This window comes from Solibacillus palustris (genome assembly GCF_022549215.1).
Taxonomy (GTDB): Bacteria; Bacillota; Bacilli; order Bacillales_A; family Planococcaceae; genus Solibacillus; species Solibacillus daqui.
The window spans coordinates 361,764-385,595 of the sequence record NZ_JAKZFC010000001.1 but is presented as its reverse complement, the minus strand read 5'-3'; the positions used below and the strand labels follow the sequence as shown (position 1 = coordinate 385,595).

Annotated in this window: 16 protein-coding genes; 3 read left to right on the top strand and 13 right to left on the bottom strand. The window is 37.7% G+C overall.

The genetic code is table 11. From position 1 onward, the window contains the following. Positions 1-37 precede the first annotated feature (37 nt). The 13 genes from LZ480_RS01795 to LZ480_RS01740 form a co-directional block, all read right to left on the bottom strand. On the bottom strand, positions 38-1,852 hold the full coding sequence (locus LZ480_RS01795; RefSeq protein ID WP_241367620.1) for a polysaccharide biosynthesis protein: 1,815 nt from the start codon (positions 1,850-1,852) through the stop codon (positions 38-40). A 25-nt stretch (positions 1,853-1,877) separates the two neighbouring features. Beyond that, positions 1,878-2,795, bottom strand: coding sequence for a Wzz/FepE/Etk N-terminal domain-containing protein (locus tag LZ480_RS01790; RefSeq protein ID WP_241367619.1), 918 nt, complete (start codon positions 2,793-2,795; stop codon positions 1,878-1,880). Further along, positions 2,795-4,360 (bottom strand): O-antigen ligase family protein, encoded by a 1,566-nt coding sequence (locus LZ480_RS01785; protein ID WP_241367618.1) that lies wholly within the window; start codon positions 4,358-4,360, stop codon positions 2,795-2,797. The genes LZ480_RS01790 and LZ480_RS01785 overlap by 1 nt, the downstream gene beginning before the upstream one ends. A gap of 17 nt (positions 4,361-4,377) precedes the next feature. Continuing rightward, a complete protein-coding gene (locus LZ480_RS01780) occupies positions 4,378-4,875 on the bottom strand; it encodes a tetratricopeptide repeat protein (protein ID WP_241367617.1) in 498 nt (165 codons plus the stop codon). 495 nt (positions 4,876-5,370) lie between these two features. Next, on the bottom strand, positions 5,371-6,210 hold the full coding sequence (locus LZ480_RS01775) for a 3-hydroxyacyl-CoA dehydrogenase NAD-binding domain-containing protein (RefSeq protein WP_241367616.1): 840 nt from the start codon (positions 6,208-6,210) through the stop codon (positions 5,371-5,373). A gap of 96 nt (positions 6,211-6,306) precedes the next feature. Beyond that, positions 6,307-7,488, bottom strand: a complete 1,182-nt coding sequence (locus tag LZ480_RS01770) for an acetyl-CoA C-acetyltransferase (RefSeq protein WP_241367615.1) — start codon at positions 7,486-7,488, stop codon at positions 6,307-6,309. A 117-nt stretch (positions 7,489-7,605) separates the two neighbouring features. Next, on the bottom strand, positions 7,606-9,108 hold the full coding sequence (locus tag LZ480_RS01765) for a class I adenylate-forming enzyme family protein (protein ID WP_241367614.1): 1,503 nt from the start codon (positions 9,106-9,108) through the stop codon (positions 7,606-7,608). A 13-nt stretch (positions 9,109-9,121) separates the two neighbouring features. After that, entirely contained in the window at positions 9,122-9,706 is a 585-nt protein-coding gene (locus LZ480_RS01760; protein WP_241367613.1) for a TetR/AcrR family transcriptional regulator, read from the bottom strand. A 9-nt stretch (positions 9,707-9,715) separates the two neighbouring features. Then, the gene (locus LZ480_RS01755; protein ID WP_241367612.1) at positions 9,716-10,864 is read right to left on the bottom strand and encodes an acyl-CoA dehydrogenase family protein; all 1,149 of its coding nucleotides are present in this window, start codon (positions 10,862-10,864) and stop codon (positions 9,716-9,718) included. 784 nt (positions 10,865-11,648) lie between these two features. Continuing rightward, complete coding sequence (locus LZ480_RS19825) at positions 11,649-11,771, bottom strand: hypothetical protein (RefSeq protein ID WP_255731153.1); 123 nt, start codon at positions 11,769-11,771, stop codon at positions 11,649-11,651. Between the two features lie 287 nt (positions 11,772-12,058). Then, a complete protein-coding gene (locus tag LZ480_RS01750) occupies positions 12,059-12,892 on the bottom strand; it encodes a stalk domain-containing protein (protein WP_241367611.1) in 834 nt (277 codons plus the stop codon). Positions 12,893-13,078: 186 nt separating this feature from the next. Continuing rightward, positions 13,079-13,246 carry an NUDIX domain-containing protein gene (locus LZ480_RS01745; protein WP_241367610.1) on the bottom strand — a complete coding sequence of 56 codons (168 nt, stop codon included), beginning with the start codon at positions 13,244-13,246 and terminating at the stop codon, positions 13,079-13,081. 859 nt (positions 13,247-14,105) lie between these two features. Continuing rightward, complete coding sequence (locus LZ480_RS01740) at positions 14,106-17,762, bottom strand: S-layer homology domain-containing protein (RefSeq protein ID WP_241367609.1); 3,657 nt, start codon at positions 17,760-17,762, stop codon at positions 14,106-14,108. Positions 17,763-18,503: 741 nt separating this feature from the next. Between LZ480_RS01740 and LZ480_RS01735 the strand changes: the two genes are divergently transcribed. The 3 genes from LZ480_RS01735 to csaB are packed head-to-tail and all read left to right on the top strand — an operon-like array spanning position 18,504 to position 23,826. Beyond that, positions 18,504-19,244, top strand: a complete 741-nt coding sequence (locus LZ480_RS01735; protein WP_241367608.1) for a WecB/TagA/CpsF family glycosyltransferase — start codon at positions 18,504-18,506, stop codon at positions 19,242-19,244. After that, positions 19,241-22,747, top strand: a complete 3,507-nt coding sequence (locus LZ480_RS01730; protein ID WP_241367607.1) for a DUF5693 family protein — start codon at positions 19,241-19,243, stop codon at positions 22,745-22,747. Before LZ480_RS01735 ends, LZ480_RS01730 begins: the two co-directional genes overlap by 4 nt. After that, positions 22,747-23,826: a polysaccharide pyruvyl transferase CsaB gene (csaB, locus tag LZ480_RS01725; RefSeq protein WP_241367606.1), complete on the top strand. Its 1,080-nt coding sequence runs from the start codon at positions 22,747-22,749 to the stop codon at positions 23,824-23,826. Before LZ480_RS01730 ends, csaB begins: the two co-directional genes overlap by 1 nt. Positions 23,827-23,832: the final 6 nt, after the last annotated feature.

Here is a 23,832-nt window from a genome sequence, read left to right as displayed (position 1 = left end):
CGTTTCAACATGTATGCCAAATACATGTTATTTGGTACTATAAACTCATTTCGACTAGTTTATTATTAGCAACCCCTAATAGTGTTGCTTTCAGCTCTTCTTCAGACATGTATTTTATACACTCAAGCAATTCGTAAAGACTACTCGTTTCAAGTACATTGGCTCGTCCAATATGAATCCCAGGGAATATATGCTCTTCTTGAATTTCTTCTTCATTTAGTAGCTCCTCGAACATTTTTTCTCCCGGACGTAAACCGGTAAATTTAATTTTGATTTCATCTTCCATAAAGCCAGATAACTGAATCAGGTTACGCGCTAAATCTACAATTTTTACAGGCTCCCCCATATCAAGAACAAAGATTTCACCATTACCACCAAGAGTACCGGCCTGTAAGACAAGACGTGATGCTTCTGGAATGGTCATAAAATAACGTGTCATATCTGGATGCGTGACAGTTACTGGACCACCTGCAGCAATTTGCTTTTTAAATAGTGGAATAACAGAACCCCTAGAGCCAAGAACATTACCAAATCGTACTGCTGCAAATTTGGTGCTACTTGTTTTCGCTAAGTTTTGGACAACCATTTCGGCAACGCGTTTTGTTGCGCCCATCACATTCGGTGGGTTGACTGCCTTATCTGTTGAAATCATCACAAAATTGCCGACACCGTATTCATGTGCTGCTTCGGCAACATTTTTCGTACCAAAAATATTATTTTTCATCGCCTCACGTGGATTGTATTCCATTAATGGTACATGTTTATGTGCTGCTGCATGATATATAACATCTGGTTGATAATGCTTCACGATTTCAAAAATACGTTCTCTATCCTGAATATCCGCAATAACAGGGATCAGCTCGATATCCCCACCAATTTTCTCGAATAATTCCATATGAATGGTATAAATCGAGTTTTCTCCATGACCTAGCAAAATTAATTTTCTCGGTTGGAACTTCATTACTTGGCGGCAAATTTCCGAACCAATGGAGCCTCCCGCACCGGTTACCAATATAACTTTATCCGTTAATTTTTCGGAGATTGCAATCATATCCAGCTTTACTTCATCACGACCAAGTAAATCATTAATATCAACTTCACGCATATCATTAACCGTTACTTTACCTGTCATAACATCTTCAATTTTCGGCATAATCTTCACCGTTGCATCGGTTTTCGAGCACTCTTGATAGATGCTCTGAACACCTTTCTTGCCAAGTGAAGGAACCGCAATAATAATTTCATCGATTCCTTTCGCTTTGACAATACGCTTAATATCTTTTGTAGAACCCCAAACAGGTAGTCCCATGACTTTCAAATGCGTTTTATTGACATCATCATCGACAAAGCCTACCGCATAAGACTCTTGATTTTGTGCGCTTTGCAAATTTTTAGCGAGCATTGTTCCAGCTTGTCCAGCACCTACAATCAAAATTTGTTTACTGTTTGGCGCGTGTTTAAACGATTCTCTATCATTTAATAAGCGTAATATAAAACGTGAACCACCAATCATAATAATATGTAGCATCCACGTAACAGTCATGACACGAAAATAAATATCGGAATTAATGATCTGTTGTAAAATACTCGCCGCAACAACAGAAATAGTTACCGCGTATACAATGATTAGCAATTCTCGAACAGTTGCAACACTCCACATTCGTGTGTAAAGTTGGAATATATAAGCTGCAATATGATGACTCACTAACAATGTAAGCGCACTTAATACAATTACTTTATCGTAATAGACACTAAGTGTTGGATGAAGCAGCCAATAGCTAATGAAAATAGCAGAAAGTACAATACAAGAGTCTACTATGAAAAATATAAAATAACGCAGCTTATAACCCACTTCTAGCAACCTCTTTCAAATACATTTATTTTACAATCGCTGATTTTCTCCAATATTCGCGGAAAAATACGACCCCTATACCAATCATTACGCCTAAAACAAGGGCAACCAATAAATTGATTGCTTTGTTTGGTGCAGAAGGATCTTTAGGTAATGTAGGCTCTACAATCACGCGGATAAATGGATCTGGCTTAAAGCTGTCCAAACCGGTTTTTACGGATTGATAATTGGCTAACACTTGACGGTATTGTTCTGATTTTATATCGATTTCACTCTTTAATTGTGATAATTCATTTTGCATTGCACCATTAATCGAAGCCAATGCCGCTGTTTGATTTTCATTTAAATTTAATACATATTGTTCCGTTGAAATCGTTTGTAAAATTAATACTTCTGGTAAATTATTAGAAATAATGAGTCGATTGTACTTTTCCATTAGTACCGCTACTTCTTCTGCTAAATTTTTAGATTCAGCTAAATACGTTTTCTCTAAATTCTCTAACGTCGTTTGTACGGATTCATTCATTTGTTTTTTTGTTTCTTCCGTTAATAGCTGTAGATGCTTTTGTGCCTCTGCAGGATTTTTTGACAGATAGCTTAGATTAATTAAATTCGATTGAACATCTGACGAAACAACTAAGTTTTTTACGTCAAATTGTCCAAAATTATTTTGTTCGAATAATGCATCCATTACTGCTTCATTTTGAATACGCTGTGTATAAATAACGGGTGTAAATTCCGCGCTCACATATGAATTAATAATCCCTGCATCTTGAGCATCTGCAATTACTTGAATAACTGCTTTCGACTCATATTTTTCAGGAATTACAAACCAAGATAGAATACCAGCGAATAATAGGGCGATTATGGTAATAAGTGAAATAAGCCATTTCCCTCTTAAAATAATATTAATTATTTCTCTTAATTCAATCGTTTCCTCCATTAATTCATTGGCTCCCTTTTAGAATTTGAAATCATCGAAATCATCATGCCAAATAATACGAAGGCAACGGTTGTAATACCTGGTAAAGAGTCATTAAACATCGCTTGAATGAAATAAGCTGTTACACCTACCCCTAATACAATCGCCGCTAAATTCCCTTTTTTATTAAATAATTGTTGAAGCAATTTTAATACTTGGAAGATTACTAGTACGATGATCGCAATAAATCCTAATATACCCATTCCATATAAAATACCGACATACACATTATGCGGTTTATCCGTTACAATTTCTTCCCAATTTAGCGCGCCTCGGCTTTCTAGTTGGAAATGCGGGAAATTATACATTAAGGTATCACTACCGTAACCAACTAGTGGTCGATCCTGTACTAATTCCCAAGTTTCTTTCCAAATATAACCGCGACCGGAGCCAAATGCCATTCCTCGTTCCGGTAAAACTGGTAGCTCTAATGCTTTCTCCGCGGCATATGCTTTATTTGTCCAATTTAGCGGCGTTTTTGAGTTGTCTACTGCGACTGGCTCTTCATCTAAGTAAGGGTTGTTCCCTACAAAGAAACCAAACGATTCTCCCCAAACGCGGTCATCCTTTTCGGCAAGGATATGGAAAATAGGCGCTGAAATCCCGATAAAAATAGCGAGCATAATAGCGGCTTTCTTTTTATGCTGCACTTTAAAAATTAATACAAGTAATACAGGTAAAAGCATTAATACTGCTAAAAATCCACTTGTAGAAATCGACATAAACATAACAGCAATAGCAGCAGCTGCTGTAATCGCACCGACTATACTATGTACCCATGATTTTTCAATAATAGCCCAAGCAACATACATGACCGTCATCATCGCAAACATCCCGCTCATATAGTTCCATTGATTTAATGTTCCGACTAACGTTGAGCCTGCCGTAAGATTTGCACCTTCTGGAAGCACAATTGAAACGAGCTTTTGCATCCATCCATACTGAAGTAAATCTTTTCCGTAAAAGTTCATTGAAGTTATAAATAAGTTAATGAAAACAAATGGTATCATTGTGTACATGACATATTTAGTAACATTTTTCGGATATTCGATATTCATCGCGATGAACATTAGCGCTAAATAACATAACCAGCTAATCGCACCATCCGAATGATTGTATAAACCATTTAATGCAACTGTAATATTTGGTGAAAATAACGTAGATAGGATGATTGCAAATGCGAATAATCCAATTACATAGTTAAAAGGCGTTTTTCGAATTTGACCATCCATAAAAAAGATTTTGACGAATAGCATTGCGCCCGTAATAACCGTAATAGCAATTACAAACAATGCTTTGTAATGTGTAAATAAATCCCCCTTCATGCCAGAGGAGAGTTCACTAATATTGGAAATGAGTGGGCTTACTACTTGCTCAACACTAGCAAGTACGATTAGTGGCATTACCCCAATTAGAAGTAGCAATAGGCGGAAAATCCATTTGTCTACATTCGCACGGGATTGGGCGTTTTCTTTGTCGTCGCCAACCTTGCTTGTTTTATTCAGTTCTTCGTAAAATGAAGTCATTATTCTATATACCTTCCTTATTGTATAGTGTCTATCTGTGCAAGTAATTCAGCTACACGATTTTGATATTCTGGGAAATCCTCTGGAGCCCATGCTGACTCTTGGCAGCGCATTAATACCGTTTTCGCATCTTCTTTTCGCTCAGCTAGCACCAAGACTTCCCCAAACTGAAGCATGAACATCGCATCTTCTACTTTATGCGGATTAATATCTAATGTTTTTTGTAGTAAAATAGCAGCTTGCTTGTTGTCCCCTACATTTGCTGCTACTAAACCCCCTAAATAATTCACTGCCTCAGATTTAGGCTGTGCTTTTAAAAGTTCTTTCATATGAACCGAGGCTTCTTCATAATTTTTCTCACTATAAAGCTGAGCGACTTGCTGGTAAAGTGCATCTTCCTTTGTAAATTGCGCATCTTGCCCATTCGCAAGTACATTCGCTGCTATAAGCCCTGCTACAATAAATAGTAAAGCTCCTAACAATATGTATCTTCTAGTAGATTCTTTTAAATTCATTTCATTCCATTCCTTTAATATAAAGTTAATAAATTGACCTTACTTATTATACACTATTTTGCTAGAGTTTCATAAAATGGATTGTTATTTTATCCAATATTATCTATTCGATTATATTGCTTGCTTGGATATTTCTACAAAGAAATCAACAAAACCTGTTGCGTGATATTTTCCCTAATTGTTTGCGAATATTATTAATGTAACCATTAACGGTGTTTGCAAATAAGAAAAAGCCCTACACAGCTATAGCAATGAAGGACCTCTCATTTCGATTTTCTTATAGTGCATGGGGGCTTCCCTAACCGCACATATCCCCGCATATAATCGGTATTAAATGGTTATTCGCACGTATTTTTCAAAATTCGCACGCAAATGCTCGAAAATCGCACATAAATTTGAAATACCGCACGCATTTTGCATAAATTCACACATAAACACCGAAAAATCGCACGAATCCTCACAGTAGCACAGGGCACAAGACACACAGTTCACCCATTAAGTATAACGATAAAACCCTTGTCCTGTTTTTCGTCCATAATGCCCTGCGCGTACTAGCTTTTTCAGTGATTGTGGAATGCGATATTTCGAATCACCAGTTTCATTTAGCAATGTCTCTTGAACGTAAAGTAACGTATCTAAGCCGATCATATCCGCAAGCTTTAATGGACCAATGGGCTGATTTGTTCCTAAAACCATCCCTTTATCGATATCTTCTGCAGTGGCAATACCCTCATCTAAAACAAAAATCGCCTCACTAATCATCGGTATGAGTATACGATTGACAACGAATAATGGTGCATCTGCCACCGTAATACTTTCTTTCCCCATGTGCGTTACTAACTGTTGGATACATGCGACCGTTTCATCCGAAGTTGCCTCCCCTCGAATCACTTCAATGAGCTTCATAACCGGTACTGGATTGAAGAAATGCATACCGCACACACGATCAGGGCGTTTTGTTGCAGCTCCTATTTCAGTGATTGAGTAACTAGAAGTATTAGAGGCAAAAATGGTCTTTTGCTCACAAATTTCATCTAACTCTTTGAAAATTGCCTTTTTCATTTCCATATTTTCAACAATGGCTTCTACAATCAAATCCGCATCTGCTAATTCACCCTTACTCGTAGTAAACTGAATCCGTTGGAGAATTTCATGTCCGCCCTGCGTACTTTCTTGCTTTTTTAATACTCTTTCTATATTCATGGCAATGACTTCACGCGCGCTTACTAGTGCCTCCTCATTAAGGTCACTCAGTATGACATCATATCCGGCCATAGAAAATGTTTGGGCAATGCCATTTCCCATAATTCCTGAACCGACAACACCTATCTTCAACTTCTCTCACCCGCCTTCATAAAAGCTGGTAAGTCCGTTGCTTTCAGTGGAAATTGGGTGGACACTAAAAACATTGGAGAAACAATGACTGGTAGTTTAAGCATGTTCAATTACCACCGCAATTCCTTGCCCGCCACCGATACATAAACTCGCGACTGCATATTTTTCGTTACGACGTTTTAGTTCATAGGCTGCTGACAATAAAACGCGTGCGCCACTTGCACCTACAGGATGTCCGAGCGCAATCGCACCACCATGGATATTTGTTTTGGAACGATTTAATCCAAGTTCTTTTTCAACCGCTAAAAATTGCGCGGCAAACGCTTCATTTACTTCAAATACATCAATATCATCAATTGTAAGGTTCGCACGTTCTAATGCTTGCTTGATAGCAGGCACCGGACCGATGCCCATAATTGTTGGGTCCACTCCAACGACTCCCCAAGAAACAATGCGCGCTAAAGGTTTTAACCCGTGATTTTGTACGGCATCTTCACCCGCTATAACAATGGATGCCGCGCCATCATTAATTCCCGAAGCATTACCAGCTGTCACAGTTCCATCTGGTTTAAATGCAGGCCGAAGTTTTGCCATTCCTTCTGTATTTACTTGTGGTTTAATATGTTCATCTTTATCTATAATGATGGTACCTTTGCGTGTTTTTACTTCGACTGGGACAATTTCTTCCGCAAATATTCCGTCTTGCTGTGCTTGTGCGGCGCGTTGATTCGATTCAATGGCAAACGCATCCTGTTCTTCACGTGGAATCTCGTACTGTTCAGCTAATTTTTCCGCCGTTAGCCCCATACCGCTTCCTGTATATTGATCAGTTAACGTGGATTGCAGCATGTCTTGAAATTTCAGTGCACCCATTTTCACCCCACCGAACCGTTGTTCAAAGTTCGCATATGGGGATTGCGACATATTTTCTGCCCCACCCGCTAACACAATTTGTGCTTCACCAAGTAAAATATGCTGGGCTCCTGATACAATGGCTTGCATCCCTGAACCACATAATCGATTGAGCGTCAAGGCGGGAACATCTTGAGGAACACCTGCATGAAGTCCAATATGACGCGCTAGGTACGATGCACTTTCACTACTATGAATTACATTTCCGTAAATAACATGATCTACTTGATTCGGTTGTATATCGGCACGCTTCATCGCTTCAATCGCTGTCGCCGCACCAAGTTCGGTTGCCCCAACACTTGCAAATGACCCTCCAAACGCTGTAAATGCTGTTCTTGCTCCGTCTATTATATATACATTTTTCATAATCCAACTTCGCCTCCTTCTTCGGACTTCCGTACAAATCGTAAAAGTACTTCTAATAACATGAAAAGAAAACCAATTGGTACAAAGAAATATACCGGCTTGCTCGTCGTACTTGACTCATACACTCATATTCTCTTTAGGTCCCAATGTATGTTTCAATACTTTACCTGAAGCGTTTCGAGGTAATTCATTCAGGAATTCTACTTCCATTGGCACTTTATATTTCGCGAGCTGTGTTGAGCAATAGTCCATTACTTGGGCTGCCGTCAATGATTTTCCTTCCTTCAAAACCGCATATGCTTTCGGCACTTCCCCGTACACTGGATGCGGCACACCGACTACTGCGGCTTCTAATAATTCAGGGATTTGATATAACACCTCTTCAACTTCAACAGGATAAACATTTTCTCCGCCTCGAATAAGCATGTCTTTTTTGCGGTCGACAATATACAGAAGCCCATCCTCGTCGAATCGCCCTAAATCGCCTGAATAAAGCCAACCATCTTTAATGGCGCGCGCTGTTTCTTGATCATCTTTTAAATAGCCTTTCATGACTTGTGCGCCTTTAACAACGATTTCTCCCACTTGCCCAATAGGTAATGAATTTCCATTTTCATCGACTACTCGTACTTCCGTTTGTGGAAGTGGTTCACCAACTGAGCCGATTTTGTTAAGTGCATGATGGTCTTTTAGAGAAGAAGCAGCAGGTGCATTTTCCGTTTGACCATATAAGTTTTGTACTTTAATATTTGGGAATGTTTCTTTTAATTTCTTCAATATTTCATAAGGCATTGGCGCAGCTCCGTAACCAAACAAGCGCAATGTTGGAAGTTCAATTTCCTTTATATGTGGCAAATTCAACAGGATTGTGTACATAGCTGGAACACCGAAAAACATGGTCGGCTGTGCATTTTGTAAAAGAGCTAATGTTTTGTCAGTAGAAAATGCCTCTTCAATAATAATTGTGCCCCCTTTATACGTGACTGGGACAACGAATACATGGGCTGCCGCACAATGGAATAATGGCGTGGACACTAGCATCCGATCATTTTCCGTAATATCCATTACTTCTGACCAAACTTCCCCAGCCGCAATGATATTTCGATGCGTCAACATAACTCCTTTTGGTTTTCCTGTTGTTCCAGATGTGTACATAATAACGGACGTATCATGTTCTCCTAATGGCACAGGTGAAAAGTGGAGTGATTCGTCTTCAAGAATTTTTCCAAGCTGATCCTCCCCACCGATTGCTAGCTTTTCATGGAATACATGCTGTGTTTCATTAATGACATTTTCAATTCGTACATCATAAATAAGAGACTTTGCTTCTGAATGATTGAAAATATATTCCACCTCAGGTACAGCAAGCTTTGTATTAACGGGCATTACAGTAAATCCACCTAATTGTAAACCGAAATAACATACTAAAAATACATCAGTGTTTAATGAATAAAGCGCAATAATATCTTCCTTTTCATACCCTTTTGTTTGAAAATAAGCTGCGATTCGTTTCGCCTTTTCATAAAACTCATGATACGTCCACTCACGTCCGTTATAAGATGTAAACACTTTGTCCGGTTGATTTTTCGCATAATTCCCGAATAATTCAGGTAGTAACATGTCAATCTCCCCTTTATTTCAGTAGTTTAATAATGTACTCTGCAAAATGCTGTTTTAGCTCTTCCTTTGCCAATCTCCCAGTCGCTCTATACCATTGTTGAATCCAGTTCATTGCACCAAGTATGATCATTCGGACAATAATCGGCTCTTCCACATGAAATTCCCCTGTAGAGACACCTTTTTCAATCACTTGGTCAAACAAACTAGCGTAATGCTTTCGTAATTTCAGCACAGGTTCGATTTGTTCAGGGTTAAACATTTGTTTCGGTTCGATAATCATGTTGAATGTTTCTTTTTCCTCCACCGCATAGTTGATATGTGTAGCGACCATTTTCCGAAGAATTTCTTCCGCGGTTCCCTCACCTTGTAACTCCTCCTCAAGCTCTTGCGTTGCTTGCGCGAGCACAAGTTTATGACATTGGTACATTAAATCGCCTTTATTTTTAAAGTAATAATATAATGAACCTTTTGTCATCAACATCTCTGCAGCAATCTCTTCCATTGTTGCACCGTCATACCCTCTCCGATTTACAATCGTAATGGCGGATAATAAGATTTGTTCTTTCTTCTTTAGGATTTTTTTCTCAGAGAGTTTCATATAGACCTCCTACGACAGTATTTTTTTGGCGATAATGCCTTTCATAATTTCGGTTGTCCCCGCATAGATGGACGTCACGGAAATGTCGCGATATCTTCGAGCAATTTCGTATTCCTCCATATAGCCATAGCCTCCGTGAAGTTGAAGGCATTCGGCTGCGACTCGTTTCGCCATTTCACTAATCCACCACTTTGCCATCGATACTTCTTTGACAATATCTTCGCCGTGCATATGTTTTTCAGTCAGTGTATTCACATAGTTTCTTCCCATGTCGATCTCTGTGGCCATTTCTGCTAGCTTAAACTGTGTATTTTGGAAATCGGCAATCCTGCTACCAAAAGCTTTCCGTTCTTTCACATAATTGATTGTCAGTTGCAGCATGACCTCTGCTTCTATTTGAACTTGAAGTGCTACGACAAGACGCTCTTGCTGCAGCTTTTCCATTAAGTAATAAAAGCCTTTTCCTTCTTCACCAAGCAGGTTTTCGGCAGGTACTTTTACATCTTCAAAGATAAGCTCTGCAGTATCACCCGAATGCATGCCGATTTTATTTAGCTTTTTTCCCCGTTTGAACCCAGGTGCGCCATTTTCTACGATGAGTAAACTAATCCCTCGATACGCGGGTTGTGCATGGGGATCTGTTTTACAAACAACAATGACGTAATCTGCATGGATGCCATTTGTAATAAATGTTTTCTCTCCGTTTAAAATATAGTAATCTCCGTCTTTGCGCGCATTCGTTTTAATGCCAGCTAAGTCGGAACCAGCACCTGGCTCTGTCATAGCGATTGCAGAAATATATTCACCTGTAACGCTCTTTGGCAGCCATTTTTGTTTTTGTTGCGCTGTACCATACGCCTCAATGTAAGGGCTTACAATATCTGAATGCAAACAGATGCCACTGGCTAAACCAACCCCAACTTTTTCTAATTCTTCCGTTAAAATCATAGAGTAAGAAAAATCAAGCCCTAAGCCACCATATTGTTCGTCCACCCATGGAAGTAAAAAACCATTTTCACCCAGCTTTAACCAAAATTCTCGTGGAATATTGCGTTCTTCTTCCCATTTTTCGTAATACGGATACGCTTCTTTTTGGAGCATTTTCCGAAGTGCCTCACGAAACATGTCATGTTCATTTGTTAAAAAAGTAGCTTTCACGTCTAATTATTCCCCCTTAATGCACGTATTCTACTTTCTGTATTTTCTGATTATTTTAATTTTATCTAACTATTTTCGGTAATGCAACATTTTTTTAAACTGCGTTCAATTTTTGATTTATGTTCAAATTTTAAATTTCATGCACCGGATACAAAAAAATAATACTAACTCATAACGAGCATTTTTCAATACAAAATTTGAAACCACGTGCATTTATAGTTTTCATATAGACTATTTTGTTCAGCCTTGAACACCGCTTCTTCCGCTGTAACGAATGGATTTTGTGGAGGAATTGATGGCAGAATGGGTGGTGGCAAACTTGTTCACTATTTGCATCACCTACTAAATCTAAATCAAATGGGGGAAGTTCATTCTTTACTTCATATTTAAAAATACCCTACACAGCCAGAGCTACATAGAGTTCTCCTCAATAATTTCTTTTGCGATTACCATTACGTGCCACATTCAAATGTTCAACTAAAAATCGTCTAATTTCCTAATACTTATTTTTACTAAATAGGCAATGTAATAATGAATTATGCTTCGTTGCTTTACATCCTGTATTTTATTAAGTAAATGTAGGATTTCATCTACCTCGATTTTTACTTCTTCTACAATTTCACAAGGCTTTACTGGTTGTAATGGAAAATTACAGTAATAATCCCATTGTATTTTTTTCTCTGTAATACGCACCACCTGTAGCAGCTACGGCTCATTCTTCATCGACAACCCAAGCACCACAAACTTCTCTCTGTCTCTGTCCCCGATGAAATCTCGAATGATGTTAGCTGCATCCTCTGGCGATCGAACGCGTCTTCCCTCGAACATCTATGAACCCTTTCTTATCCAGCACCACATCAACTAGCTGAATCCGCTTTGCAGGTACATTCTTTTGTTTTTCTTCCATATGAATTCCTCCTTCAAAATGAAAAATAGCCCTTTACTCCATATTGGAATGAAAGGCATTAATACATTGCTTCATAATTATTTTAACCATTTGAAAGTCGAGTTGTTACGGCTCTCGACAGGAGCTAAGGCAAGGAGCGCAAAAGAAAAGCCCCATGCAAGATTACTCTCGCAAAGGACTTCCCTCAACTAACAACATTCACTATATTTTCATAAACTACAGGTAATTATCAAAGTTATTTGTGAACCTGGTACACGATATCTATTGTTGGTAGTTACTCATTATTCTTAGTATCGTTTAAATTTTTCCAATTTCTCATCTTTACCAGAGAATGTAACTAATGTATCATCTTCATCAATATCAATCACTTCACCCGTGATTTCAGCATCTTCATATTCATCCCAAATATCTTCAACGATATAAGTTATGAATTTTTTAACTGTTGAATCCGATAGTGCATTCCACTCTTTATAATAACTATTTTTACCTAAATCAATTTCGATTTCGACATCAATATCATCCTTATCTCCTTTGAGTGTAATATCAAATGCCAAATCACTCCAATCATCGTAGTCTTTATTCAATTGATTTTGTAAATCTTTTAGGGAAGTACTAGATTTCTTTTCCAATTCAGCAATTCTAGCATCTTTTGCTTTAATTGCATTTTCTAATTCTAAAATTTTTGCATCTTTGGATTTACTTGAGTTTTCTAACTCTGTAATTTTAGTATCTTTGGATTTAATTGAACTTTCAAAATCAGTAATTTTAGCTTCCTGAGTTTTAATAAATTTTTCTAAATTATAAATTTCATTCTTTGATTCATTTGGGTCCACTGTATCCGTAATAAAAATAGATTTAGTTGGTCCATCCCAACGAACATTTTTGTTAAGTACATTCGACAAGGAACGCACAGGTAAATAAGTAGTTCCATCGATAACGATTGGACCAACATTACCAGACACTTGAACATTATTATTTAGAATCTTAATTTGTGGGCTAGTCTCAACTTTTTTCGATACTACAGCAGCTTCAGATACAGCCGTTTGTGAAAATATTAAAAGACTAGCAACAATCGTTGAAGCAATACCTTTTCTGACTTTTCCAAACATCTTTTTATCCAAATTTCATCACTCCTATTATAGTTTCTAAATTATATTATACACTAAATATGGAAATTATGGTATATCATAACTCACAGAACACTATAAATTCCAACATTATCAAAATCTTGTTGAACCATTCATTGTATTTATCTTGATAATCCAATGTTTCACCATCATTTAACAGTATTCCTTGTTCATCGATTTTTACTTCAAAAAAAACATTACGAAAACCACTTCGTTACCATCAGGATATTTGTACATCATTCTTTTCCCCATATAAACAGAAAGAAAATCAAATTCTTTAATACTTATTCCTGCCCCTTCTCTTACCTCACGAATCATTGTTTCTTCAATTGGCTCTCCTGGTTCCATTGCTCCACCAGGTAAACCCCAATCTCCATAATCCGACCTCTTCTGTAATAAAATTCTGATTATGCTCCTGTATCAACTTAATGATTGTATGCAAATTATTTTCTATGTACAATGATGTTTGCCGTATCTTCTGGCGATCGTACACGTCTTACTGAGAACATCTGACTCCCCTTTCTCTCCAACACTACATCTACTAGCTGATTTTTTTTTGCGGGTACTTCACTTTGCTTCTCTTCTATTCTTTTCTCTTCAATTAAATGAGTTTGCACTAACACTTAACGTGCTTCACAAAGACCGACAAAAAGTCCAGTATTTTGAAGAATGGTTAGGGACATATAGTATTAACTTTTCAATACAACAAACGTTACCTTATTTTGAAAAGGAAAAAGAAATATCTCACTATCTATGGTTCAATCCACAGGTTTCCATTGCAGATATGTTTAGATACTTAAAGAACCTGTCTATTAATATAGATAAAATGCAAATAAAAGAGCCTCGTCTTAACTGGTATATCCAAGAAGCAATTTAGTGAAGACAGAGCAAATTTAAAACTACAGTTAGATTAATATCCAATAAAAAAACCCTTCGTTCCCAACATTGGAATAAAAGGCTTTTTTAGATATTCCTCATTTAAATCTCTACTGGTGAAGCTTTAATTGTTGTGAGGTTGATACATGCTATAAGTGTTCCGCCATTTATGAATGTTACAGAACTCAACATGAGCGAGGCTGAAGGACAAAAAGAAAAGTCCTTGCACAAGATTTCTCTCATACAAGGACTTTCTATATCATTCTGATAATCTATTGATTTGTCAAAATTATAATGCGTTTAGTACACGATAATTAACTTTCGAAGTTAATTATTTAACAGTTACAGTAGTAGCAGGTGCAGTACCAGCAGTTTTGTTAGTTAAAGTAACTGTATCAAGAGCTGTTTGAGTAATAACGTAACGAGAATCAGCTGATAACGCAATTGCTAATTTAGTAGCAACTTGATTAGCTGTATCATTTGCAGCAACTTGGAATGTAACTGTTTTACTAGATGCACCATCAGTTACTGTAGCAGTTACAGTACCTGCATTTGTTGCACCAGTTGTAATTTTAACATCAACTGTTTCTGCAGTTAATTCACCAGCTTTTGTATCAACTGAAGCAGCTACACCTGTAACTACATTATGTGAACCACCAGCAATTGCAATGTTCATTGTTGAATCATCACCAGCTGCTGTGTTAGCAGTTAAGATAACTTCATCTGCAGTACCTGTAACAGTGAAGAATCCTGTAACTGTTGAGTTAGCTTTTAATGCTTTTACTACAGAAGCAGCTACTGTATCTGCATCTTGACCAACTTCAACACGTACATTAATGTCTAATGGAGCTCCGCCATTAAAGCCAGCAGCTTTAACAGTAACAATTGCATCTCCAGTATTAACTGCAGCGTTCGCATCAATAGTTAATGTCTCAACTTGTTTAACAGCTGTTCCAGGAGTTGGAGTAGAAGTAGCAGCTACTAATGTAGGAGCTACTGCAGTACCTAAAGAAGTTGTATATTTTGCAAAGTCTGAAGCGTCTACACCTAAGTCAACTAGAGCTGGCATTGTTAATGTACCAAGACCTAAACCAGTTGCACCAGTAACAGCTAATGTAACTTTATTATCTTTGCTATTTGAATCAGCAACAACAGTTGTTCCTACAGTACCACCTGTTAATGTTACAGCTCCAAGATAAGCAGCAGTTAATACAGCTTCATCAACATCTTTACTGAATGTTAATTTAATTTGATCAGCGATATTATTTCCATCTGTATCAACAGCTTCAGCAGATGTAACAGTTACAGGAACATCAGCTGGATCAGCTGCATTTAATACATCAAATGTTAATTTGCCATCAGCATCTTTTGTAATAGATACTCGTGCATTTGCCTTAACGATTAATTTTTCAAATTCAGATTTGTTGATTTTTGATCCATTTTGCTTATATTCCTTAGCATCAGCATAGCTGTATACATTTGTACCAATAGTTAATGTATCATCTTCTGTGTTAGTAGCTGTAATTACGCCAGTTGTTTCACCTGTTGCGTATTGAGTGAATTTCATAGTTGCTACTTTAGTAGGTAGAACATTTCTTGAACCTAAAATATCAATGCTTACTGTTGTAGCTGATTTAGAAGTGAATTCTACTACAGCGCGGCCATTTACATCAGATGTAGTTTCGTAAGTATAAGTTCTACCTACATTTTGAACATCTTTACCTGTAACTTCTAATTCACCAAATGTGTTAGATAATTCGAATGTTACATCATAAGTTTTACCAGTTCCATATGCGAATCCGTTTTGATCCACTGATTGATAAACAGCGTATGCTTTTTTACCAGCTTGTAATGATGTTACTTCTGTACCAAACTCACCATTAAGTACTTTAATAACTGCTTCTTCTACATCAGCTGCTGTGAAGTAAGTAGTTTCTGCTTTAACTTGAACATCTTTTTTATCAAGTTTAACATCAGTAGTACTGCCTTCAGTATTTAAGAATACAGTTGGTGTTGCATAAGAGTCTTTACCTTTACCGATTACGCGGAATGAAGCTTTTCCATCTTTCTCCACTGTAATTGGAGCTGAAAGAACTTTATCTTCTTCAACGTTGTATACAACATCACCGATAATAACTTGGATATCACCTTTGATATCTTCGAATACTAAATGAGCTTTAGATCCTTTAGAAGCTAATTCGCCATCTTTAGTTCTAACTGTTACTTCGTATTCACGACCACCTAAACCGAAATCATTTTTCTCGTCAATTTCAGTTCCTGCAGTTTTTAATGCTGAAGCTTGAGCAGCATCTTCAGTTCCTAATGCTTTTACATCAAGAGCTAGCTTATCGTTTTGCTCGAATTTAACTTTATCAGCTTTAGCTTGAAGAAGAGTGCGGCTGTACTCTACATCTAGTTTTTTAAGATTTGCTTGAGCTGTATCTAGTTTTTTAAGGTCTAAATCACCAATTGATGCAGCTTCATAAACGATTGGAGTTACAGAAGCATCATTACCAGTGATGATTAATGAACCTTCACCTTTTTTGTCTAATTCAACCACTACATATTGTGCAGCTCCAGTTGATAATTCATAAGGAGTAAGTTTTTTAGAACTGCTATATGGTTTATAGTTATCGTCTTCATCGATATAACCAACAGCGCTAGTTACTTGAACGTCAGCGATTTTGTTAGATTTGATGTCTAAGTTTTCTTCAAATGCTACTAATACAACTGAGTTTTTGTCTCCAGTGATTTGGTAGCTCTTTTTACCACCGTTAGCTACTGTTGTACCTGCTTTATCTTCTTTAATTGTTAATTGAGGAGAAGAAGCCCAGTATACTTTTGCGTTATCTTTAACGCTTGATTTGTTTGTAGCGTAAGCTACTACATCATCAATTCCATTATAGTAACGAGTGTAAGAGTATGTTGCTACACCTTTATCGTTAGTATGCGCTACAACTTCAATTTTATCGTTAGTTTTTTCACCGTTAACGATGTTGAAAGTTACAGGGATACCTGCTTTAGATTGGCCATCAGCAACTGTTACTTCAGCAGTTAAAGTCACTTCTTTACCAATAATACCTTGTTGAGAAGCAACAACTGTTTTAACAGCAGTTGGAACTACAGCAGATACACCTTTGAATTTGCCAACAGCTTCACCGTTAACAGTTACTGTGTATTCTACGTCAGCAGTTTGAGCTGAAGTTGTTAATACTACAGTTTTAGAATCCGTTTGTTTAAGTACTTTGTTAGAAATTGTTAAACCTTCGATAGCGAAGTTTAATTCATTTAATTCAGTCACTGCTTCTGGGAATGTTACTTCTACAGTAGTAGAGTTAATTGCTTTAACTGAACCTGATACTTCTTCAGTACCTTCAGCAGCTTCTGTACGGTGGTACATTACAGCGAAGTCTTGACGAGAGATAGCAGCGTTTGGTTTTAAGTTGCCGTTGTCGCCTTTCATAACGCCGTTAGCTACTGCGATTGATAAAGCTTCTTCAGCCCATGATTTTACGCTAGCGCTGTCTTTGAATTCTGAAAGATCAGCAGAACCTTCTAAACCGAAAGCATCAACAAGGATGATTGCCGCTTCAGAACGAGTTAAGTTAGCAGATGGATTGAATTTACCAGCGCCTTGACCTTGGAAAATTCCGTTAGATACTGCAGCATCGATTGCTTCATAGTACCAAGCAGATTTTTTCACGTCTGTGAAGCTAGTAGAACCAGAACCTTCTAATTCTAAAGCTCCAACTAAAATTGTAGCTGCTTCTGCACGAGTGATTGGGTTTTTAGGGTTGAAGTTCCCTTTTTGGTCACCTTTAATAACTCCACGATCGTTTAAATCTTGTACCGCTTCTTGAGCGTATGATGAAATTGAATTGAAGTCATTAATTTGAGCAGCAGAAGCTACTGGTACGATTGCAGATGCTACTAATGCAGCAGTTGCAGTTGTCGCAAATAACTTACGACCTTTGTTTGATTTTGCCATTTTATTTTTTTCCTCCTAAATTTTCCGTTTATCCATCCAGAAATAGTACGCATTGCGTTTTAGCTACCTCTAACGGCTGAATAAGGGATTTTTTTAGTAAATGAGCATAAATTGGTACAAGAGTATCAATTTGGCACATTTAATTACTTCAATAATATACCATCTATTATTTTAGAAAACAAGGATATATTTCGACTCTTAAATAATTCCACATTACCAAAAAGTTAAAAATAATAATATATCCTACTAACCCTAATTATGGCATATCCAAAACCTAGTATACCTTATGTTGGAAAAGTTTGCATTATGTTAATGCATAATTTTAGGTGAATTGTGGCTTTTTTAAACCATTTCATAACATAAAACACCAAAATACGGCAAAAAATTAATAAAATTGTAAATTTAAAATTTTATTATTCTGATTCTTTCGTATAACCAAATACTAACTTTTTAGGTTAATTACTTTAAAATAGCATCATAAATACGCTACCAATTTGTTATTTTTAGTAATATAAGTGTCAATCTTGTAATGCAATTGTAATGTAAATTCTTCCTGTACATCCGCTAATTTTCATTATTTTTTTATATATACCTGCTCATAAGAACCTTCCCTTCGATTCCTCGTCAAATGATTAACTGCACCTAGCCATTTCCCCCTGTGACATATTTTTTCCATGTAGAATTTGTGGTATGATAAGGGGCAGTTAATTGTATTTATATAAGAAAGGTTGTCAAAAAAATATGAGACATGTACAGATTATGGGCGTTCCCTTTCTACATATCGATCAGCAAGGCTTTGTGAAATTACTTGCCCAGCGAGCTGAGCACAAGGAAAAGACCTTTGTCATTACGGCGAATCCGGAAATTGTCATGCGCGCCAATGAAGATGACACACTTAACCAGTATATTAATGAAGCAACGTATATATGCGCAGATGGAATTGGTGTTGTGAAAGCGGCTTCGATTTTAGGCGAGGATTTACCGGGGCGTGTGACAGGCTACGATACAATGGTAGAGCTTTTAAAAATTGGACAAGAAAAGCATTACAAAATTTATTTACTTGGAGCGCAAAAGGAAACGATCGAAAAAACAGCGGCAAATATTCAGCGTGATTATCCGAATGTTGAGGTTGTTGGCTATCATGATGGGTTCTTTGATTGGAATAACAATACGATTGCCGAAGAAGCGGCGGCCCTACAGCCTGATTTCATCTTTGTAGCACTAGGTGTGCCGCGCCAAGAAAAATGGATCTCTGAAAATATGGATAAATTTTCACATGGTGTCTTTATGGGGATTGGCGGTTCATTTGATGTAATCGCTGGTACAGTTAAACGTGCACCGATAGTTTGGCAAAAGCTCAATTTAGAATGGCTATACCGCCTCCTAAAACAGCCTAGCCGTTGGAAGCGTGCGCTTGTGCTTCCACAATTCGCTTTGAAAGTATTTGCACTAAAATTTAAAGGACAAGGTAAAAAGCAATGAGCCAATCCACATTAGTGAAAAGCACGCTCATTTTAACGATTGCTACATTGCTTTCCAAAATATTAGGCAGTATTTTCCGTGTTCCGCTGCAAAATATCGCGGGCGATGAGGTACTCGGTATTTTCAGCCTTGTGTATCCAGTATATATGGTGGCACTGTATCTATCAGTAGCTGGTATTCCACTCGCAATCTCGAAGCTCATTGCCGAAGCAAATACGCGAGGTGAAGCTGGGCAGGTCAAAAAGATTTATCTTACAGCAAGTATATTAGCCATTTGCTTTGGGGTTTTTAGCTTTACGATTATCTTTAGCTTCTCTCACGTTTTAGCAGATTGGCTTGGGGGGCCATCAACACGCTTTGCCCTTATTGTTGTAGCATTGACATTATTAGTGGCACCTTATATGGCGGTCTATCGAGGATTTTTCCAAGGCTATGATGATATGCGCCCTACTGCAATTTCGCAAGTTTTAGAACAGCTTATCCGTGCTGTTCTCATTATCGTGGCTGCGTATGTTCTTGTAAAAATGGAGCTATCCACTGAAATCATTGCCGGTGGTGTAATGATCGGCTCTGTACTTGGGGCACTTGCTTCATTAATCTATCTGCGTCTAAGATATCAGCGGTCTAATGTAAAAGTAACTTCAGATGAAAAATATCAATCAAGCGACTTCTCAACATGGAGTGGCACGATTTTAAAAATTTCGATTCCGATTGCGATAGGTTCGGTAACAATGGCATTGTTTAACTTTGTTGATTCGTTTACTGCTACATATTCATTAAAACAAATCGGTATTACCACACAGCAAGAAATTAACTACTTATACGGACTATATGGTCGTGGTGCTACGTTAGTTCAAATTACTACGGTATTTGCGTCGTCAATTATTTTACCGCTTGTGCCACTCATTACAAAAAAGCTCGCGCAAAATGATGTAGCTGGTACACGTTCTGTAATCGAGCAAACTTACCGAATGACGCATTTAATTACATGGCCTGCTGCGATGGGCTTACTGGCATTAACGTTACCATTAAACTTAGCACTCTATACAAATATTGAAGGTAGCTCGATGCTTGCTATTATTAATGCGAGTGCGGTATTTACCTCATTAACACTTGTAAGTACGGGGATTTTACAAGGCATGAACAAAGCAAAGCTTGCCGCCTATATAATCTTGGTAGGTGTTGCGTTAAAAATCGTACTTAACATCGTGCTTATTCAGCAATATGGCTTAGAAGGTGCCGCGTGGTCAACTTTAATAGTGTATGCTGTTGTATTTATTGTGAACACACTGTTTATTTTACGTAAAATTCCATTCTCGGCTTTCAATGCCACAATATTAAAAATCATTATTTCTTCTATTATAATGGCAGTCATCGTTGGGCTCCCTACTTTGTGGTTCGACGTAGCAAACTTTGGGCGTATGCTTGCGCTTGGCTATGTGTTCGTCGCGATTGCGATTGGCGGCGTTGTGTACTTTGCGCTACTTTGGGTGCTTCGTGCCATTCATCCAGAAGATTTGAAACGAATCCCTGTCCTTGGGAAAAAACTACAACTTAAAGAAAGAAACGGGGGCAATCGTACTACTATGAAGAATAAACGTACATGGCTATGGGCAGCCATTCTTATTTTATTGCTGGCTGGCTCCATTGGCTTTATAAATCGCTGGAATGCCGAGCAAAACAGTCATAATTATGAAGTAATTATTCCATATGAGGAAATTTTAACGCTATCGATGGAAAGTGAGCTATCTGTAGACGATATTTTATCAGAGTTGAAGGATGCTGGTTTAACAACAGTTAGCTTAAGTCCACTGAGCTTAAAAGATTTACAAAATCAAAATGTACTGACTATTTTTGAAGAAAATGAGTTAGCTTCTATGTTACGCTTCACACCTTATCGTGATGAAGTAGATGTGAAAAAGACAGGCTTCTATATTTCTATTCCTGAAAACGAACATTACCAAAAGCTGATTACGAACACAATCGACGTTGAAAGTACAAAAATTGGCGATGAATCATTCTACTTCTTAGCAAGCTCAGATGAGTTTTATGATTTAGATACACCGATTGGCTATGATGAACAAGCACTACAAACGATTGAACAGCATAATTTACTACATGTTTTCCGCGCAACAAATGCCGAAACGGATGAAGTAAACGGCAAAATTGTATCGCAATTAGTAGAGATGAAAAATGAGTCTACATCTGGTTTACTTGGTATGGGTGAAGAAACAATCGGATTTGGACAAACATCTCAACCGAAATTTGTAGACAGATTAGAAGAAGCGGGCTATTTCTTCTACTTAATCGAAGGTGGCCCACTAAAAGGTGAGCAAGCGATTGCTCGTCAAACAGATTACGACATTGTGCGACTGCACAGTATCGATATTAATCGTCAGCCAACTCTAACAAACCAAGTAATGGTTGAGCGTACCGTGCGTGCGATTAAAGAGCGTAATATTAAATCGATTTTCTACCATTTGAAAACAAAGGGCGATGTTGAAGAAAATCTAGAATTAGCAACGGATTACTTAACAGATATTCAATCAGCCGTGCCTTCATCATTCACTTTAGGCAAGCCGACTACATTAGATAAAGTAACGATTCCATCTTGGTCTACGGCATTCATTTTACTGGCAGGTGTATTATTTACGTACATGATGTTTAGTATTATTAAATGCCATCCGCTACGTTTAGTCGCTACAGTGGGGATGATTTTACTGGCAGTGGCGTATTTCTTATTAGATCGCTTACTATTTATTCAAGTCTTTGCGTTAATTATCGCTGTATTAACACCTATTTATGCAGTAATGTCTACGGCAAAAGGTTCGCGTAAAATCGGTAACATCCTCGTACAATATGTAAAAGCTATTGCGATTAGTGCGATAGGTATTGCGATCGTTGTTGGTTTACTAAACGGCAATCCTTTCTTAACAGGTATTGAAGCGTTCCGTGGCGTTAAGCTCGTTTATGTCATTCCGATTGCAGGTGTTATTGTTCTTGTCATTATGCAAATGTACAATATTTTCGAAAATGGCTCCAAGCATGCGCTTACTCGTACAGTAAAGCTTGTGAACATGGAAGTTCGCTACTGGCATCTTCTATTATTCGTTGTAATTGCGGCAGTGGGTGTGTTTTACATTACGCGTACTGGTAACTCTGGTACAGCAAGTGCGCTTGAGCTGGCTCTTCGTCAATGGCTAGAAAATACACTGTATGTTCGTCCACGTACGAAGGAATTTTTAATTGGCTTCCCATTCTTTGTATTAGCGCTTTATGTAATGGGTATTAACCGTAAGCTTGGTAGCATTTTATTAGTTCCTGGTGTAATTGGTTTCTTATCGATTATGAATACTTTTACACACTTACACATTCCGTTAGATGTTTCGTTATTACGTACGTTTTATAGTGTTGTGTTTGGCTTTGTTATTGGGTTAGTATTTATCGGGATTTATATTGTTTTAGCTAAATTAGTGAAAAAAGCAATCGCGAGGTGGTCATAATGCATATCGTTCTTTCTGGCTATTTCGGCTTTGATAATGTAGGCGATGAAGCGATTTTGTTATCCATCATCACTTCCCTACGCAAGTTAGAGCCTGCTGTTGAATTAACGGTGCTATCGAATAACCCAGAGCACACAGCTACTACTTACGGTGTCCAAGCGGTGAATCGTTGGAAACTAAAAGAAATTTCTGCTGTATTAAAGCGTGCTGATGGCTTAATTAGTGGTGGGGGTAGTTTACTACAGGACCAAACAGGCATGAAAACCATTCCTTACTACTGCGCAATTATGCAGATCGCAAAGTTTCATAAAAAGCCTGTCTTCGTCTATGCACAAGGGATGGGCCCAATCAATCATGCATTTAGCAAGTGGATGACGAAATTTACACTAAACAAGGTCAACCAAATTACCCTGCGTGATGAAGCATCTCGTCAGTTATTAATCGATATCGGTGTAAACAAGCCCATGTCGATTGTACCTGATCCTGTTATTGGATTGAATGCTACTGAGTTCAAAAGCAGCTGGTTAGACTATCAAACATTCGAAGGTGGCTATATTGCGGTAAGTGTACGTGATTGGCCATCTGACGTGGACTTCAAACAAAAAATTGTCGATAGCTTATCATTACTCGCACAAGCGGGTCAGCGAATTGTCTTTATTCCGATGCATGATGAACATGATGAAAAAGCTTCATTTCAACTTTCACAAATGATGGCTGAACAAAGCTTAGTCGCACCGGGTAACTTATCCATCGAAGAAAAAATTGCGGTTATTGGCAACGCGGATTTATTAATCGGGATGCGCCTGCATTCTTTAATTTTTGCCGCGATTCAAACAACACCATTTATTGCAATTTCATATGACCCAAAAATCGATGCCTTTGCCGATATCGCAAACCAACCAACGATCGGACATGTTGAAAAAGATGATTGGACTGGTAAAGACTTGTTCAAACAAGCACAACACATGCTAGCAGAACGCGAATCAATCGAAGCTTCGTTACGCGCGCAAATTGTCGTATTACATGAACAAGCACAACATACCGCGCAATTAGCGATGGATTTATTTACAGGTAAATAATTTCTT